Source organism: Limnovirga soli, from assembly GCF_013106755.1.
In the GTDB taxonomy this organism is placed as follows: Bacteria; Bacteroidota; Bacteroidia; order Chitinophagales; family Chitinophagaceae; genus Limnovirga; species Limnovirga soli.
This window is the reverse complement of the sequence record NZ_WHPF01000004.1, coordinates 330,505-349,276: the sequence shown is the minus strand read 5'-3', so window position 1 is coordinate 349,276 and position 18,772 is coordinate 330,505. Positions and strand designations below refer to the sequence as shown.

Below are 18,772 nucleotides of genomic sequence, written 5' to 3'. Positions count from 1 at the left end.
TGGGAAACAGCTGTGGAAAAAATATATTTTATAGGTATCGGCTGTTATATGCTGCTGTATTTGTTGCGGTACAAGTGTGCGACGCAAGTATAGTACAAAAGCATTTCCTATGCCTGGCTACAAAAATTTATCTGGCATCAGCCATATCGGGAATGGCTTCTACTTTATAGGCACCGGAATCTAATTTGGCCTTTGTTTCGCTGAAGGCAATCAAGGTGCGTTCAATATCCTCATCGTTATGCGCTGCCGTAGGAATTAAACGATAAATAATATGACCTTTAGGAATTACAGGATACACTACAATTGAGCAGAATATGCCATAATTTTCACGAATATCCATTACCATGGCGGTGGCTTCTTCTACCCCACCTTTCATGTAAATGGGTGTTACTACAGAATCGGTGCTTCCAATATCAAATCCTCTGTCTTTTAAACCCTGTTGCAGTTTTAATGCATTGCTCCAAAGCTTTTCTTTTAGTTCGGGCATGGTACGCAGCATATCCAAACGTTTAAGATTGCCAATAACAATGGGCATGGGCACACTTTTGGCAAAAATTTGAGAACGGATATTATAGCGGATATAATCAATAATGGTTCTTGGTCCGGCTAAAAAAGCACCTATTGAAGCCATGCTTTTTGCAAAGGTGGAAAAATATAAATCAATCCCATCCTGGCAACCCTGCTCTTCACCTGCACCGGCACCGGTTTTACCCAGTGTACCAAAACCATGTGCATCATCTACCAGTAAACGAAATTCGAATTTAGATTTAAGGCCCACTATTTCCTTTAGCTTGCCCTGATCGCCTGCCATACCAAATACCCCTTCGGTAATAACCAGAATACCGCCACGGCCCTGCTTTTCAATTAAAGCAGTAGCACGCTCCATTTGTTTTTCAAAATCGGCAATATCATTGTGTTTATACACATAACGATGACCGGGGTGAAGTCGTAAACCATCAATTATACAGGCATGGCTTTCGGCATCGTATACAACAATATCATGACGGCCACATAAAGCATCAATGGTACTCATGATGCCCTGATAGCCAAAATTTAATAAAATAGCATCTTCCTTGCCTTCAAATTCAGCTAGTTCCCTTTCTAATTGCTCGTGATGGTTGGTATTACCACTCATCATACGTGCACCCATTGGAGAAGCCAAACCAAATGCCGCAGAAGCGTCTGCATCGGCTTTGCGGATTGCTGGGTGATTAGCCAAACCAAGGTAGTTGTTCAAACTCCATACAATCACTTCTTTACCACGAAACATCATTCTGCTGCCAATTTCACCTTCCAACTTTGGAAATGCAAAATATCCATGTGCCCTTTCTCTGTGTTGGCCAATGGGGCCATAATTCTTAATAAGCCTTTCAAAAATATCTGCCATATTGATTGAGATTTAAAAGTTTAATGCCAATAAGCGCAAACGATTAAGCTTTTAAAGCCATTTGAAAATGTAAACGCATGATTAAGTTGATATTAAAGTAAGCGCTAATATTTTTTATTCGTTTTTGCTAAAACGGGGCAAAAGTAACCCATTCTTATAAAAAGGGCAAAGGCTTTTATACACCATTGGTTAGTTTACGTTTTATTAACTAAAAAAAGCAGCTGCCAAACCTTACTTTTGCCCAACAATATTTTAGCTATGAAGCGTACTCACCTACTTATTTTACTACTTTTTTGCAGTTTTTATACTGTATATAGCCAACAAAATACACTGCCTGCAGCCGATATAGCCAGACCTAAATTGGTGGTTGGTATTGTTATAGACCAAATGCGCTGGGATTATTTATACCGGTACAATAAATTATTTAAAGCTAATGGCGGGTTTAAACGCATGCTAAATAATGGTTTTACCTGTGAGAATACTTTTATTCCCTATACGCCAACAGTTACTGCTGTTGGCCATTCCTCCATTTATACAGGCTCAGTTCCAGCAATAAATGGTATGGTGGGAAATAGCTGGTACGACCAATTATTAAAAAAATCGGTGTATTGTACAGATGATGACAGTGTTAGTACAGTGGGCAGCACCAACAAAACTGCCGGGGAAATGAGCCCGAAAAACCTCTACACCACCACTATTACCGATGAATTAAGGCTAGCAACCAACTTTAAAAGTAAAGTAATTGGGGTTGCTATAAAAGACAGGGGCGCTATTTTGCCGGCCGGCCATGCAGCCAATGCCGCCTATTGGTACGATAGTAAAACCGGTAATTTTATTACCAGTACCTATTATATGAACGCTTTACCTGCCTGGGTAAATAATTTTAATAACAGAAAAGTTACCGATTCTCTCTACCAGTTTAACTGGGATATTGCTATGGATAAAGCTGTTTATCCTGATTATTGCACCGAAGACCAAAAACCATACGAAAGCAAACCACTGGGCAAAGACCAATTAGGTTTCCCCTATAATCTTTCTCAGTTTGTTGGTAAAGACTATGGAAAAATTTCGGTTACACCTTACGGAAACACGTTAACCTTAGAAATGGCAAAAGCCGCTACTATTTCTGAAAACATGGGCAAATCTGCTGCTACAGATTTTCTGGCGGTTAGCTTATCAACACCAGATTATATTGGGCATTCTTTTGGCCCCAATTCATGGGAGCAATTAGATGATTTTATCAGGCTTGACGAAGAACTGGGCAAATTTTTCAATTTTTTAGATGCCACTGTTGGCAAAGGGCAATACACTGTATTTCTTTCAGCCGATCATGGTGTTGCGCATATTGCAGATTTTTTAAAGGAAAATAAAATTCCTGCAGGCACTTACAACTTTAATTCAAGGGAAGTAAATACCCAGCTAAAACAGGTTTTTGGTGTAGATAATCTTATTCTTGCCGAAGATAATTACCAGATTTACCTTAACCATAATGCCATTGATTCAGCTTCGTTAGATGATGTTAAAATAACCAACTGGCTGGCAGCCTATCTTAAAAAACAACCGGGTATTGCCAATGCTTTTGCCTTAAACAAAATGGCCGAAGCCAACCTAAATGCCAAACAAAAAGAAATGCTTTCTAATGGCTATAATGCCTTAAGAAGCGGCGATTTCCAGTTTATTTTAAAGCCTGGCTTTTATGATGGCGGTTCTACAGGTACTACCCACGGTTTATGGAACCCCTACGACTCGCATATTCCATTACTTTGGTATGGTTGGGGTATAAAACATGGTGCCACCAACAGGGAAACATATATGACGGATATTGCGTCTACACTGGCGGCCTTGCTACATATTCAAATGCCCAGTGGTTGCGTAGGTCATGTTATTGAAGAAGTAATAAAAAAATAGTCAATAATTTTATATAAAACAGCGGCAAGAATTGTCGCTGTTTTTATTTGTACCTACGTCAACAACTCAATAAATATTTTTATGGACCAGTCTTTGGTAACGTATGGCATCGCCGCTTGCGTCGCACTCTTGAACGTTCCAGTTTTATGGCAGCTACAAAAGGCATTATTCTGGTAATAATTCAAGAAAATTTGCGCTGGCAAAACAACAATTTCTCATTCGCAGCTAACCAATGTTTAAACGTATGCTGTAAAAGTTATTTTATTTCTACTTCGGATTGATAAAAATCATACACAATGCCTGTCCCTATTGACTTACATCATAAAAATAATTTACCAAAACTTCGAACATTGTTATTGTTAAAAAACATAAGTATAACAAAAAATAGTGCGCTGTTCATTAGAAAATAAACTAATTTTAAAGAAGATGGTAAAGATTACATTCTAACATCTCAACAGCTACCTATTAATTGATTTCTTATTTGGTTTTTGGGTTACAAACAGGGTCTAAAAATAGTTTGCAGGCTGCCAAAAATACCGACCGGATTTTACTTTAAGTCAGGAATTTCTTTTACATCATTTTGCTGCCTTTTCAAATTGTTGTCGCTTTTATTGCTCACCTAAAAATATACTACAATGAAACCTCCTTTTCAATTCATTCTTGTGGATGACGATCCTACCAGTAATCTGATTTGTAAATTAACCATAGAAAAAACCTATGGCATCAGTAACACAAAAGCTTACGAAAAACCGGAAGCCGCGTTAAATTATTTAAAAACCGATTTCGATGCTGATATGGCCACCACAACAACCTTATTGTTGGATATTAATATGCCTGGCATGGATGGCTGGGAGTTTATGAAAGCGTTTTCGCTTTTAAATGAAAATGTAAAAAACAATGTAAAAGTATACATTTTGTCTTCCTCTATTGATGAGGCTGATATTTCAAAAGCCGCAGCCATACCGGAGGTTACAGGGTATTTAACCAAACCATTTTTACAAAAAAACCATATGCAAACCTTTACCGATCGCCGGCCATATTTTAGAGAAATTGCCTGTTAATATAGGTTGCATTTCATATGTAAACTCAAGCGTGAGCCATAAGCTGCGGGTAAATACCGGCAGCTTTTATTTTGCCGTTTTAGGTATTATTGGGCTGTTTTGGTGCCATGAATGCAGAACGTACAAGAGTGCGACGCAAGTGGCGATGCTATGAATACCATAAGTTGGGCCCATAAAAAAAGCTTACCTGTTTGGGTAAGCTTTTTAATATAATTAAATAATGCGATTGCTATTTATGCAAAGTATCTAAAACGCTTCTAAAATAGGCTTTACGGGCCAATTGGGTTGGCGTTAACTGGCTATCGGGAATTGGGCTTTTCTCGTAAGGATCCACAGCAATATTGTAAAATTTGCCATTACCTACACCCACCGTATCGTATAATTTCAATTCTGCATCGTTTATATACCTTTCTACAGGCACATTATCAATGGGGTTATTATCCCATTGGCAAAATACCCAATCGCGGTTTTTACCTGTTATGCCTAACATATTATCATAAAAACTGGTACCGTCTAAAGTACCGTATGTGGTAGGTACAGGAATTTGAGCTATATCTGCCAGCGTTGGCATAAAATCAGTAAAATCTATTAATGTTTGAGAGGTTTGCCCAGGTAAAATATGGCCGGGCCAGTATGCCAATAAAGGTATATTGGTACCATATTTAAATGTATTGGTTTTGGTACCCTGTATTTTTTGTCCCCTCCATTTAGAAACTATACGGCTATCGGTTTGGGTAGCTGAAGTGTACAGTATAACCGTATTTTGTGCCACACCTGCGGCCTGTAGTTTTTGTACAATTTTACCAATATTTTTATCCAGGTAATTTACCATACCGGGGTAATATTTGGTTTTGTTGGAAAGCCTGTTGTCGTTTGCCGGATCCCATGCTGCATAATCAGGATTATCTGGTGTAGGCACCCATGGTTGTGCCGGCAGTAATGTGGCATAAACAGCAAAGAAGGAATTGTTTTTACTGGAATCAATAAAATTACTCATGAAATTGAATAATAAATCTTCTGAGTATTTACCCTGTACCTGACTTGCACGTAAATAAGCCCCATTTGAATATAGCTGTGGACTTTTATACCTGTTAACACGTTGGCCTTTGCCATCAGGCAGATATACAAGGTATTGGTCGAAACCGGCGCTGCGAATACGGGTATCTGCACCATCTAATTGCCATTTACCGGCAAAACAGGTTTTATAACCTACATCCTGCAGCATATTGCCCAATGTTTTTTGATCGGGAGGTAAATAGCCCCAGTATAAAAAATTTCTAAAATTGTATTTTCCTGTTAAGGTTGCAATCCTGGAAGGAGAACCATCAGGATGATTATAGGCTTGTTGAAAAAACATACCGTTACCTGCCATGGCATCTAAATTAGGCGTACTGTATGATTGGCCACCATTGTAAGTGGGTAATTCAAAACCAAAATCGTTGGCAAGTACCAATATAATATTGGGCTTACCTGTTATTCCAGCTTTTACATTGTCCCCCATATAGGCTACAGGCAAATTTGTTTTAAATGTGCTTTCAAACTCTTTTTTACAGCCAGTAAAAGCAACTAAAACAGTAAGTAGTAGTATGGTTAGCAACGATGATTTTTTAGAAACTTTTGCTATATTAAGGTGTAACATATTTAATTTTCAGGTTTTAGTGTTTAATTAAGTAGGCGCCTAAATTACATATTGATTTTGAATCTACGTTCCGCCTGGCCTTCGAAAAAACATGGATTAATAAAATTTAATGCAAACTGTATTTTATAAAAAAATCATAAAGTTTTTTTAAGCAAAAAATCGCTGTATTCTTAAAACAGGAATTAATGATAGCTATTTAAAACTGCTTGAAAGCTTTGTTTTAGTTTTATTTCATCACTGGTAAGTTGATTATCTGGTATGGCAATAAAATCGGGTTTTGCTTTTTCTATTTTTACAAACTGGCCGGCCTGGCTATACTTACCGGTATCATATAGTTTATATTCATCATTTTGTACCCAATTACGCCAAATAGTAGCCGCAGGCTCAGGACTATGAGCATCGTATATCCATGAGCGCTTTGTAGTGTCCTTACCCTTTGTAACAAGGGCATTATAAAAACTAAAACCATCAAGACTGCCATAACTAATAGGTTTGGGAATACGCGCTATATCCGCCAGGGTAGGTAGAAAATCAGTAAAATCTACCAATCTGTCTGATGTACTCCCAGGTTTAATTTTTCCATTCCACAATGCAAGCAAAGGCACATTCGTACCTGGTTCATTGGTAGAGTGCTTACCACCTACAACACTAAACCCATTGAACATGGATGTGATGTTTGGTGGGGTGCCATTATCACCCATATAAAAAACAATGGTATTATTTAATAAACCCTTTTTATAAAGATGTGCGAGTATTTCACCAATTTTTTTATCCATATACTTAACCATCGATGGGAAAAACCTGGGCTCGCCATTGCCTGGAGTATTAAAATCCCAGGTGGCGTATTCTGCATCATCTGGTGTTGGACTCATGGGAGAGTGACTAAGATCCATAGCATAATAAGCAAAAAAAGGCTTTTTTATAACTGTGGTACTATCAATAAAATTTAACAGATAATCGGTAAATTCATCATCGGCATATTTATCAATTGTTTGCTCCTGGGGTAAATACCCGCCATCCTGGTAAATTTTTGCACCCTTGTACCTGGAGCCTTCCATATATTCATTATCCCATAAAAAAGGTAACCATAATGAGTACCTATCCCAACCAAAAATTTTGGCAGAAGCATCGCCGCCATCTAACTGCCATTTTCCGGTATAACAGGTTGCATAGCCTGCATCTTTAAACATATTACCAATTGTTTTTTCACCTTGATCCATATGCCCCCATTGGGTATAATTACGAAAATTATATTTACCTGTAAGTAACATAAAGCGGGATGGTGAACAAAGTGGCGATGCATGGCATTGTGTAAAACGCATACCAAAAGAAGCCATTTTATCAAGATTAGGTGTTGTATAAGACTGGCCTCCGTTACAAGTTGGTATTTCGTAGCCAATGTCATCACCGAGTATAATTAATATATTGGGCTGTGCTGTTGCCTGAAGGACTGATTGCATTTCGTTGCCCGATGCAGTAGTTAAAAGATTTGTATCTTCTATTTTCCTACAGCTAAAAAAGGCGCAGCTAACAATAATCACACAGCATAGCCGTGTAATAAAAAAGGTTGAAATACGGTTCATGTGGAAGAGTTTTGGTTTTTGTAAATTTCCTCACTTTAGCACCCATTTCAAATTAAATTAATATAAATTAAAGCTTAACCTATTTGTCAATAACAGACTCCATTAAGAAGTGTTGTAATTAAAAAAAGAGCGGTTAATACTTTATATTTTTTGCCAAATAGCGTTATGCAAGTACAAGTGAGTGACACAACAATGCTACATAGCATTGCCGCTGTTAAGTAACAAAAAAACTAGCCATTCTTGCCGGTAAGCATGGGTACAAAAGAAAAAGCATCAAAACTTTCTTCGGCATAACTGCCATTTTCATTTTTGGTAAGCCTTAGCATGCGTTGAGATTTAGCTTCAGCATCATCTACAGGTATTACCATAAAGCCACCTGCTTTTAATTGCTCAATTAATTTTGGCGGAATATATGGTGCCGCAGCTGTAATAATTATTTTATCAAATGGGCCATAGGTAGGAAGCCCCAAAAAACCATCTCCAAAGAAAAATTTTATATTGGGATATTTTGCCTTAAATACAAAATCCTTATGCCTGTCGTACAATTTTTTTTGTCGCTCAATGGTAAACACCCTGGCACCCATTTCGGCAAGTACACTGGCCTGATAAACACTGCCCGTACCTATTTCAAGAATTTTCTCGTTTCGTTTTACCTGCAATAACTGGCTTTGATAGGCCACTGTGTAAGGCTGAGAAATAGTTTGATCTTCTCCAATGGGGAAAGCCCTGTCTTCGTATGCAATTTTATCAAAAGCAGAGTCAAGAAAAAAATGGCGTGGAATATTATTTATTGCAGTTAGCACATTTTCATCGGTAATACCTTTTGTTCTAAGCAGCTTTACCAACTGGTTACGCATGCCTTTGTGCTGGTATGTATCCTCAAATTTTCTCATTGCTGCAAATCTAAAAATAAGTTTGTCTATTACTAAGGCAAGTTGCCGGGTTTGCCTGTATTGTTAATAAAAATAATGCCGTGAAAATTATCCACAGCATTATAAAATATATGCAATAAAATGTATGGCGTTACCCTATCGGGTCGGGCTTTACGCTGCAAGTCCTCGCTGCGCTGCGGGCTTTTCGCTGCAATCCCTAACGCAATGCAGGGCAGTATACATGTTTATTTAGTAAAGCTAAATTTATTATGCTCTGTAATACCTTTCCAGTCATCAGTTCTAAATGGCGATGCAGGAAAACCATCTTTGTTAAAAAGGTTATTCTCACCGGCATCATCTGTCCAGCCAAATCTTACCGCTACAGGGCTTTTTACTTCATCGGCCATTACAATAATTTTATCGCCTTCAATCCAGGCACGGGCATAATAAAACTGTTTATCGGCGCCGGCAATTTCAAACCCTTTTACATAGCCATATTTATCCTTTGCCATTAACCCCTTGCCCGTATGGGTAAAGCTGATACTAATGGCATTGCCGTTTACCTGCATACCACTGTACATGGGCCCACTAAATTCTATTTGTTTGCCATATATATCGTGTAAGGCAATGGCCGCAAGCCTTTTACCCACATCCAGTTTATTGCGTGGGTGAATATCGTTTGATACACCAATATCTGTAGTTACAGCCATTCCGGTATGCGGCAATTGTAAAGTCATGGTTTGGGCTTCTCTTAACTCAGCCCAGGTACTACCATTTTTACTATTGCCATTGGCTGAATTAAAACTGGCTAATTGCACAAAATAAAACGGGAAATTGCCCTGGTTCCATTTGGTACGCCAATCAGTAATCATTAATGGAAATGCTTTACGGTATTCATATGCCCGGCCAGCATTGGATTCGCCCTGGTACCATATGGCACCCTGAATAGCATAAGGTATCAACGGGTACAACATGGCATTATAGAGCAATGTTGGGTATTCATTGGGGCCAATGGAAGCAGCGGCACCACTTAATGTTTCTACCTGGTATTTCCATTCCCCGGCTAATAAAATAATGCTATCACCAATCGTTAATAATAAGTCGCTGCTCTCGCCATAAATACCGCCACCGCCACCGGTATCTTCTACCCTTACCGCAATCACATTTTTCCCCTTTTTTAATACACCTGCAGGAATGCTGTATTTTCTTTTGGTGTTATAACCATTGGTACTACCCACTTTAACGCCGTTTACATAGGCAATATCATTATCATCAATCATTGCCAGTTCCAGCTGGGCAGGTTTGCCGGCATCATCGGCAGTAAGGTTTATAGTTTTTCTAAACCATACCACTCCGTCAATATCGCCCAATTCCTGATGTTCCCATACGCCAGGTAATTTCATTGTTCCCCAGTCAATATCATTTGCACTGGACTCTTTCCAGGTTTCTATTTCAGTAGCCGTTTTAAAACCGCCCTGCAATTCAGTTATATGTTTAAGTGCTGCTGCCTTTTTTATATTATTCAGCGAGTCTAATCGCAGAGCTGGCAAACCGGCAATCATGTCTTTAAAATAGCTATCGTTTTCAAAAGCTTCTTTGCTGGTCCATGTTTCTGAATGCGTACCACCCCAGGAAGTATTGATTAAACCTACAGGCACTTTTAACTCGTTATATAATTGTTTGGCAAAATAGTAACCCACAGCAGTAAAATCTCCGGCAGTTGCTGGTGAACACACATTCCAGCTGCCACCGGCAATATCATCTTTTGGTAACAGGCTGATGGCTTTTGTTACTGTAATATGGTGTATCATAGGCATATCTGCAGAAGCAATTTCAGCAGCTGCTTCATTAGTATTTCTAAGTATCCATTCCATATTACTTTGGCCACTGCAAATCCAAACTTCTCCAATCAGTACATCGGTATAAACGATTGTATTTTGGCCTTTTATGGTCAAATCAAAAGGGCCGCCGGCAGGTTCAGCAGCCAACTGTGTTTTCCATCTGCCCTGCTTATCCGCCTTTATGGTAACCAGCTGTTTATTCAAATGCAGGGTTATTTTTTCATTAGGCAAAGCCCAGCCCCAAACAGGTATAGGTTTATCTCTTTGCAATACCATATGATTGCCAAAAATGCCAGGCAATCGTACGGCAGCAGAAGCACTAATAGAAATAATTAACAATAGAATCAGCGAGTAGCATTCCTTTTTCATATATAACAGTTAACGTTAGAATTATAGCTTTTAAAGATAAAGCGATTTACAGGCAAAACAAGGCAAATAATTAATTATCATGGCAATATCAAACCATCTTTCATATGCAATACCCGGTTGCTCATGGTGGCCAGTTCTTCGTTGTGGGTAACAATTAAAAACGTTTGGTCTAACTCATTACGTAGTTGTACAAACAGGTTATGTAATTCTTTGGCATTCTTACTATCCAGATTACCGGTGGGTTCATCGGCAAAAACTACGGCAGGTTTATTAATTAATGCACGTGCAACGGCTACCCTTTGTTGCTCACCGCCACTCAGCATATTGGGTTTATTATCCATTCTGTTTGCTAATCCCAGCAGGTCTAACAGTCTGGCAGCTTCTGTTTCAACTTCTTTTCTTTTTCTCCCGGCTACCCAACCTGGAATACATACGTTTTCCAGCGCAGTAAATTCCGGCAATAAATGGTGAAACTGAAATACAAAACCAATCTGGGTATTTCTAAAAGCGGCCAGCTTTTTACCGGTTAAAGTGTGTACAGGTATATCATTTAAAAATATCTGCCCGCTATCCGGCATATCCAAAGTACCCAAAATATGCAGCAAGGTGCTTTTGCCGGCACCTGATGAGCCTACGATAGACACAATCTCTCCCTTACTTACCGATATATCCACCCCTTTTAACACATGCAATTGTGCATAATGCTTCTGAATGCCCGTAGCCCTGAGTAACATGAAAATTGGTTTTAAAATATAATTAGTTGCCGGTAAGGCTATCAATTGCAAATAAAATCTTTATTTAACTATGTTTTTAAAGATAATTTGCCCGATAGCGCAATGGGTAATTTGGTTATTTCGTTACAACCCTTACATTTGCGCAAAATTTACAGCCTATGTTCTGGACATTGGAATTAGCAAGTTACCTTGAAGAGGCACCTTGGCCGGCATCAAAAGACGAGTTAATTGATTATGCTATCCGTAGTGGTGCACCAATAGAAGTAGTAGAAAACCTGCAGGAACTGGAAGACGAAGGCGAAATATACGAGAGTATTGAAGACATCTGGCCAGATTACCCTAGTCAGGAAGATTTTATGTTTAACGAAGACGAATACTAACTTCATCACCACCCTGCGGGGTGTTTTTAACGAATAGGCCATTCAATTTGAATGGCTTTTTTGTTGCACCAATACCTGCTTTTTTGTTACCGGCTGCAGTGTTGCATGGCATCGCCGCTTGCCACGCTCGGTTCAGGGTTCCGGCTTTGTGGCAGCAGGCTGCGATTTAACCGCAAGGCCTACTGTTTAAAAGTTAATTTAAAATACAATAATACCAGCGATAAAGAAAGCACCACCAAATTGGCCAAAATTACCGGACCGCTGCCCATTCCAAAACCATATACCAGCCATAAAAGTGTACTAAAAATGATAATCAATATCATCCAGATACTTAAATCGCCGACGCTTTTGCTTTGCCAGGCCTTGTACACCTGTGGTATAAAAGTAATAGCCGATAAAAATGATCCTGCATATCCTACCAATTCTATCCAATTCATATATTAGGTTTTGGTAATTGAAATTAAGGATTGTTGCACATAAAAACAGGCCCTATTTTTTGCCCATTAAAGTACCGAACCCCGAAGAGTGCGACGCAACGGATGCTTAATAGCAGTATTGGAGTCTGGCCCAAAAAAAAGCACCAGGCTATAAAACCCGGTGCTGTATAGGTTACTTACTACACTTTGCTATTTTTCCATGGCTTCTATTACCGCCTGGGTTACACCGGTAAAACTAAAGCCCCCATCATGAAACAGGTTTTGCATGGTAACCATTCGGGTTAAATCGCTAAACATACTTACGCAGTAGTTAGCACAATCTTCGCCGGAGGCATTGCCCATGGGGCTCATTTTTTCTGCATACTTTATAAAGCCATCAAAACCCTTTACACCAGAGCCTGCTGTTGTAGCAGTTGGCGATTGTGAAATACTGTTTACCCGTACATTTTTACGGTTGCCATAGTGATAACCAAAACTACGAGTTACACTTTCCAGCAGGGCTTTGGCATCGGCCATTTCGTTATAATCGGGGAAAATTCGTTGTGCAGCAATATAGGTAAGCGTAACCACGCTTCCCCACTCGTTAAGTGCATCTAAATCCCATGCTGTGCGCAATACACGGTGCAGGCTCATGGAAGATATATCGAGTGTTTTTTGGTTAAAAGCATAATCAATATCGGTATAATGTTTGCCCTTACGCACATTCAGGCTCATGCCTACGGAGTGTAAAATAAAATCTATGCCGCCACCAAAATGTTGCATGGCCGCTTCAAAAAGATTTTTCAAATCGTCCATATTGGTAACATCGGCACCAATTACGGGGGCCTGTATTGCTTCGGCCAGTTTATTTATTTCGCCCATTCGCAAAGCCACAGGCGCATTGGTTAACACTATTTGAGCACCTTCTTCATGGCAGCGCAAAGCTGTTTTCCAGGCTATTGACTTTTCATCCAAAGCACCGAATATGATTCCCTTTTTTCCCTTTAATAAGTTGTAAGACATAATATCAATTTTATAATTGGTAGTTTTTAACGCAAGACTCAAGGCTGTAAAGATAATATTTGCAGCCAAGCCGTTAGTTCATAATCATTTCCCGGGCATTTTCTAATGCGGCGGCGGTGGGTCTTTCGCCACTTAGCATTTGCGCTATGGCGTTTATACGCTCATCCTGGGTAAGTATTCGTATATTGGTTTTTACCTGATCGCCTTTAATTTCCTTGTAAACAAAAAAATGGGTATTGGCCTTACCCGCAATTTGTGGCTGATGGGTAATACAAATAACCTGACGGCTATTGGCCAGCTCTTTTAAAATAATGCCTACCTGCCTGGCCGCTTCGCCGGAAATACCGGTATCAATTTCATCAAATATAAGTGTGGGCAAATCTATGGATTTTGCTACCAGCGATTTGATACACAACATTAACCTGCTAAGTTCACCACCGCTGGCTACTTTACGCAATGGCTCGAATCGGTTACTTTTATTGGCATCAAACAAAAACTCGATAGCATCTTTACCATATGGTTGCAAGCTGGTAGATTTTATTTCTACTTTTAACCGGGCATTGGGCATGCCCACTTGTTGTAACAGGTTATTTACTTCGTTCACCAATGGTGTAGCTTGTGCTTGCCTTGCCGCAGATATGGCATCAGCCAAATCCCCGGCCTTTTGCATTAGCTCTTTCACCATTGCTTCCCTGGCAATAATAGCTTCATCTATATGCAAAACGGCCTGTAATTTTTCCTGCAGTCCTGCCTGTATGGTTAGCAATTCATCGGTGGTAGCTACGCCATGCTTTTTAAACATTTTGTACCCGATAGACAGCCGGTCGTTAATCAGTTCAATTCTTTTTTCATCAAAATGAACATCATCGTTCATATTTTCAATATCGGAGGCAATATCTGCAATCTCAATTTGTGCACTTTGTAAACGTTCGGCAATAGCGGCAATATCCTTATGCATGCCTGCAAAATGATGTAACTGAATCACCATTTGCTTTAGTGTTTGTACAATGGGTTGCTCACTTTCCTTTAAATCATAAACCGCTTTGGTAAGGGAAGTTTTAATTAATTCTGCATTGCTAAGCATTTGCAATTCGGCATCCAGGTCTTCCAATTCGTTGGGTGTAAAAGCAGCTTCTTTTAGTTCATCATATAAAAACTGGAAATAATCCAGCTCTTTATTAAAATTGCTTTTTTGTAATTGTAAAGCTTCCAGAGCTTTTTTAGTTTGATGCCATTCGGTATACACCAAATGGTAGGCATCCAGTTTATCCTGATTACCGGACAAAGCATCCAACACTTCACGCTGAAAACCGGCATCGCCTAATTCTAATGTATCAAATTGCTGGTGCAGGTCTACCAGTAAACCGGCCAGTTCTTTTAGTTGCTGTAAAGTAGCCGGGGTATCATTTATAAAGGCCCTCGATTTTCCATTTGCGGCAATATCCCTGCGTACTACCAGCTCATCATCATGATCCAGTTCATTGGCTGCTAAAAAAGCTTTTACTTCCTGTTTATGGCTAATATTAAAAAAGCCTTCAATAAAGCATTTTTTGTCGGCACTCATTAAAACAGAGGTATCAGCCCTTTCGCCCAAGATAAGGCTAAGTGCGCCCATAAGAATACTTTTACCGGCACCTGTTTCGCCGGTAATGATATTCAGCTTATCAGAAAATACAATGGCTATTTCGTCTATAATAGCATAATTCTGTATGTATAATTTTTCAAGCATAGGCAAATTTTGCAATTTTAATTCAATTTCCCGCACAATGTGGAATACTTATTAGCTCCTATTTTTTTGTTATTGGGCTCCAGTTCGATTTCCATTCCACCCTAATTATAATTTGCATAGGCAAACTATCCTGCAACTTTTATGTAATTATTCTTACATTAAATTTGGCATAAACCATTTAATAAGCGCTAAAACATTGTTGTGTTTGTTTAATTTAGAAGTATTCATATGATTATCAACCAAGTAATTGTCATTTTTTCATCCTTAGCAAAACAAGTAAGCCCATTTAAAAAGCTACCTATACTTGTATGCTTCGCCTGTTTTGTGTGCGCACCAGGTCAGGCGCAAACAAAAAAAGTAGATAGCCTTCGCAACGTATATTATACCTCCGTTAATAAAGAACAGCAGTTACAAACATTATTTGCCTTATGCGATCAGGTAAATTCTATTAATCTGGATTCCCTGAATTTATATACCGCCAAAGCCTATAGTCTTGCCAGCAGCACCAATAACAGGCTGGGTCAAATTCAAACTGCCTTTTACAGGGCTACTTATTTTACAAAAACCAGTAAATTGCCTGTTGCCGCTGCCATCATAGACAGTGCCATTAATGTGCTTAATAAAAAAGAAGATGTTCCGCTCAGGTACCGTTTTCTTATTTTAAAAACCAATATACTGGTAAGGTCAGATAAGCAAAAAGAAGCCATTAATAATGGCTTAGAACTATTACATGCTGCCGAACAATCCAATGATTACCTCACACAAATAAGGGCCAAAATTGGTATCGGCTGGGCCTATATGGAAATTGAGCAATACCGCAATGCACTTAACTGGTTTTTGGATGCAGTGGCCATGGAAAAAACAATTGCCATGGAAAAACGCCAGCCTTCCCTCTATTCCAATATTGCTGCAGTATACAATAATCTGTATAAAAACGATTCGGCAGAAATATTTTGTAAACTAGCTATCGAACTTGCCAAAAAGAAAGACGACCTTACCTTTCAGGCCAACGCCTATTTTATTTATGCCGGTATTTACAGTGATGGCTCCAGCCAGGCAAAATCAGAACAGCTTTTAGAGGAAGGCTTGCGTATCAGGAGGTTAATTGGAGATCCCTTTTATATTGTTTCGGATATTTTTCAAATTGGTTCTTTTTATGCTACTATTCATGAAACAGATAAAGGCATTGCCCTGCTAAAAGAAGGTATTGCTATGGCGCACCAAAATAATATGTACGTTAAACTGCCCATACTATTTACTGCACTGGCAGAAAACTATAAGGCCGCCGGCAATTATCAACTATACAGTAATACATTAGATACTTTAATCGTACTTAAGGATTCCCTGTACAAAAAAAATTCTGCCGAAGCACTTGCCGAAATGCAAACCAAATACGAGGTGCAGAAAAAAGAAAATACCATTATTCAGCAGCAATACGATATTGCCAAGAAGAACTATTTTATTTATAGCATTATAGGCATTCTGGCAGCTACCTTGCTTTTTGGCCTCGCCTTTTTTCAAAACCGAAAAAAAAGCCAGGCCCTTCATTTGCAGGCTATGGAAATAGAGCAGAAACGAAAAATTACCCAGGCTGTAATGCAGGCAGAAGAAGAAGAACGCAAACGTATAGCCGGCGACTTACACGATAGTGTTGCCCAAAAAATGGTGGTTGCTAAATTAAATCTGGAAGCCCTGGCCAACCAACTGCAACTGCAGGAGCCCGGCCAAAAAATTTATAACAATATCAGCACCCTGCTGGAAGAATCTACTGCCGAAGTACGCGACCTTAGCCATAGCATGATGCCGCAGGACTTTGCCCTAACAGGTCTGGCAGATACGATTAAAAATTTCCTGGATAAAATAGTAAGCCCCACCCTGCACATATATTACAACGCCAGCGGCAACTTCACTTTCATTGAAGAAAACACCGCCCTAATGGTATATCGCGTGGTACAGGAATGTGTGCAAAATGTATTAAAGCATGCACAAGCCACCAAACTTCACGTAACTGTTAACGCCGAAAACAATGAACTGGATATTACCCTGGAAGACAATGGCATTGGCTTTAACATCAATAACCCTAATCTGGTAAATAGCAACGGACTAAAAAATATACAGTCAAGAATATTATATTTAAATGGTAAGGTAGACATTAACAGCACCCCTGGCAATGGCACCATGATTGCTTTTTATATTCCCTTACATCAACAATAAAACAATAAAAACAGCTTATCAGCAGTAGCCAACATACCATCCGCCTTGCCATTGTAGACGATCATCAAATTGTGATAGATGGTTTAAAACTATTACTGCAAAACCATGCCAGCTTTAACATTGCAGCCGAAGCCAATACAGCTGAAAGCATGCTGCAGCAATTAAGTTCCACGCCCATCGATGTACTGCTAACCGATATTACCATGCCCAATGGTATGAATGGTTTTCAGCTCTCACAGCAGGTAAAAGCCAACCTGCCCAATATAAAAATCCTGGCCCTCTCCATGAGCGAGGAAGGTGCCACCATTGCAAAAATGCTGGAAGAAGCAAAAGTAGATGGCTATATACCAAAAGCATCCGGACAAAAAGAACTCATCCTTGCCATAGAAACCATTGTAAACGGCGGGCAATATTTTGCAGCGCCTATTTTACAGCAATACGAAATATTTAAAAAAATAAGAAGCGGTAACGAAGACATCAACCTAAGCACCCGCGAAATACAAATTATAGAATGCATTGTAAAGCATTACCGCAACAAACAAATTGCCGACGAACTTTTTATTAGTGAGCGCACCGTAGAAACCCACCGCAAAAACATATACCGCAAAACCAACACCAAAAGCGAAGCCTCCCTCATTGAATTTGCCAAACAACGCAAACTCATTTCTTAAAAGCCAATTATGTAGCCGGCGTTAGTAATGCTATTCAGCTTTACTTGTGTCACTCACTTGAACGGTTTGATTATTTATTGGGCTTTTACCAAAGCAACCAAAGAAGCTGAAACTATTAGCGAAAGGTAAAACAGCGGCAGGATACATTTTTTTTGTAAGGCTACTTAGTTCGGCTATTTTTGAGTTTGCAGCAATACTCTATGCGCAACTTCATAATACTATATTTATTGACATTTACCTTAAATTCATTTGGACAATATCCGTTTGAAAAATATCCCGCAATTAAATACAAGGTATATAAAGATTGGAAAGTTTACAATACAAACGGGAAGGAAAAAAAGACAGAATTTATTTTGACAATACCAAAGTTCTATGACAAAATAGATAGTTTAACGTTAGTGCTTACATCTTTCGCTGGCAAGTGGGACAGTTCATATATAACTGTATTTAAAAATGGCAAGCAAATACAACGATTTTTTGAACCGATGTTATTTTATGAAACAAATCTGTTTGAACCCATTATGCTTGCAGATGTAAATGGTGACAATCTTCAAGACATTAAGTTAATTGTTCCCTACATGGGTAATGGAACAGCTTCCTTAAACACAAGGGTTATATATTTATTTCAACAAAAGGACAAGAACTTTATAAAGATTTCTTTCATGGACAAAATGAGCGACAACAGACCCGAAAGAGATTTCAATGGTGACGGAAATTATGAAGTAATAACAATGACACTTACAAGTTATCAATACCATAGTTATTGGTCATTCAATCTTTTCAACTTTAAAAAAAATGACTTCGTAAGCACAAACAATAAATACAATTACCCCATTCTTATTCAGTTTTTGAATCGAGACAATTTTAAAATAACTAACAAAATATCAAGACAAAAAATGAAGGACTTTGGGCAAACGAAGCCAGCAGATTATGACAGAAAATAAT

General features: G+C 38.9%; 15 protein-coding genes. 6 read left to right on the top strand and 9 right to left on the bottom strand.

Annotation, left to right across the window (positions count from 1 at the left end; translation table 11 throughout):
- Positions 1 to 127 precede the first annotated feature (127 nt).
- Entirely contained in the window at positions 128 to 1,387 is a 1,260-nt protein-coding gene (locus GD597_RS07005; protein WP_171607114.1) for an aminotransferase class I/II-fold pyridoxal phosphate-dependent enzyme, read from the bottom strand.
- Between the two features lie 258 nt (positions 1,388 to 1,645).
- Between GD597_RS07005 and pafA the strand changes: the two genes are divergently transcribed.
- Complete coding sequence (pafA, locus tag GD597_RS07000) at positions 1,646 to 3,295, top strand: alkaline phosphatase PafA (protein ID WP_171607113.1); 1,650 nt, start codon at positions 1,646 to 1,648, stop codon at positions 3,293 to 3,295.
- Positions 3,296 to 3,930: 635 nt separating this feature from the next.
- Positions 3,931 to 4,356, top strand: a complete 426-nt coding sequence (locus tag GD597_RS06995; protein ID WP_171607112.1) for a response regulator — start codon at positions 3,931 to 3,933, stop codon at positions 4,354 to 4,356.
- 229 nt (positions 4,357 to 4,585) lie between these two features.
- Here the strand turns inward: GD597_RS06995 and GD597_RS06990 are convergent, their stop codons facing one another.
- The 5 genes from GD597_RS06990 to GD597_RS06970 all read right to left on the bottom strand — a co-directional run bounded on the left by GD597_RS06990 (position 4,586) and on the right by GD597_RS06970 (position 11,394).
- Entirely contained in the window at positions 4,586 to 5,995 is a 1,410-nt protein-coding gene (locus tag GD597_RS06990) for a sulfatase-like hydrolase/transferase (protein ID WP_171607111.1), read from the bottom strand.
- Positions 5,996 to 6,177: 182 nt separating this feature from the next.
- A complete protein-coding gene (locus GD597_RS06985; protein ID WP_171607110.1) occupies positions 6,178 to 7,578 on the bottom strand; it encodes a sulfatase-like hydrolase/transferase in 1,401 nt (466 codons plus the stop codon).
- 230 nt (positions 7,579 to 7,808) lie between these two features.
- Positions 7,809 to 8,471: a protein-L-isoaspartate(D-aspartate) O-methyltransferase gene (locus GD597_RS06980; protein WP_171607109.1), complete on the bottom strand. Its 663-nt coding sequence runs from the start codon at positions 8,469 to 8,471 to the stop codon at positions 7,809 to 7,811.
- A 224-nt stretch (positions 8,472 to 8,695) separates the two neighbouring features.
- Positions 8,696 to 10,660 carry a sialate O-acetylesterase gene (locus GD597_RS06975; RefSeq protein ID WP_171607108.1) on the bottom strand — a complete coding sequence of 655 codons (1,965 nt, stop codon included), beginning with the start codon at positions 10,658 to 10,660 and terminating at the stop codon, positions 8,696 to 8,698.
- A gap of 77 nt (positions 10,661 to 10,737) precedes the next feature.
- The gene (locus GD597_RS06970; protein ID WP_171607107.1) at positions 10,738 to 11,394 is read right to left on the bottom strand and encodes an ABC transporter ATP-binding protein; all 657 of its coding nucleotides are present in this window, start codon (positions 11,392 to 11,394) and stop codon (positions 10,738 to 10,740) included.
- A gap of 158 nt (positions 11,395 to 11,552) precedes the next feature.
- Here GD597_RS06970 and GD597_RS06965 point away from each other — a divergent pair, with 158 nt between their 5' ends.
- Complete coding sequence (locus tag GD597_RS06965; RefSeq protein WP_171607106.1) at positions 11,553 to 11,774, top strand: DUF2795 domain-containing protein; 222 nt, start codon at positions 11,553 to 11,555, stop codon at positions 11,772 to 11,774.
- 179 nt (positions 11,775 to 11,953) lie between these two features.
- Here GD597_RS06965 and GD597_RS06960 read toward each other — a convergent pair whose 3' ends face one another.
- The 3 genes from GD597_RS06960 to recN form a co-directional block, all read right to left on the bottom strand.
- Positions 11,954 to 12,211, bottom strand: a complete 258-nt coding sequence (locus GD597_RS06960; RefSeq protein ID WP_171607105.1) for a SemiSWEET family sugar transporter — start codon at positions 12,209 to 12,211, stop codon at positions 11,954 to 11,956.
- 189 nt (positions 12,212 to 12,400) lie between these two features.
- A complete protein-coding gene (locus tag GD597_RS06955) occupies positions 12,401 to 13,213 on the bottom strand; it encodes an enoyl-ACP reductase FabI (protein ID WP_171607104.1) in 813 nt (270 codons plus the stop codon).
- 73 nt (positions 13,214 to 13,286) lie between these two features.
- A complete protein-coding gene (recN, locus tag GD597_RS06950; RefSeq protein ID WP_171607103.1) occupies positions 13,287 to 14,942 on the bottom strand; it encodes a DNA repair protein RecN in 1,656 nt (551 codons plus the stop codon).
- 228 nt (positions 14,943 to 15,170) lie between these two features.
- Here recN and GD597_RS06945 point away from each other — a divergent pair, with 228 nt between their 5' ends.
- The 3 genes from GD597_RS06945 to GD597_RS06935 all read left to right on the top strand — a co-directional run bounded on the left by GD597_RS06945 (position 15,171) and on the right by GD597_RS06935 (position 18,771).
- Positions 15,171 to 17,156, top strand: coding sequence for a sensor histidine kinase (locus GD597_RS06945; RefSeq protein ID WP_171607102.1), 1,986 nt, complete (start codon positions 15,171 to 15,173; stop codon positions 17,154 to 17,156).
- 17 nt (positions 17,157 to 17,173) lie between these two features.
- Positions 17,174 to 17,827, top strand: coding sequence for a response regulator transcription factor (locus tag GD597_RS06940; RefSeq protein WP_317170294.1), 654 nt, complete (start codon positions 17,174 to 17,176; stop codon positions 17,825 to 17,827).
- Between the two features lie 227 nt (positions 17,828 to 18,054).
- Positions 18,055 to 18,771, top strand: coding sequence for a hypothetical protein (locus GD597_RS06935; protein ID WP_171607100.1), 717 nt, complete (start codon positions 18,055 to 18,057; stop codon positions 18,769 to 18,771).
- Position 18,772 lies beyond the last annotated feature (1 nt).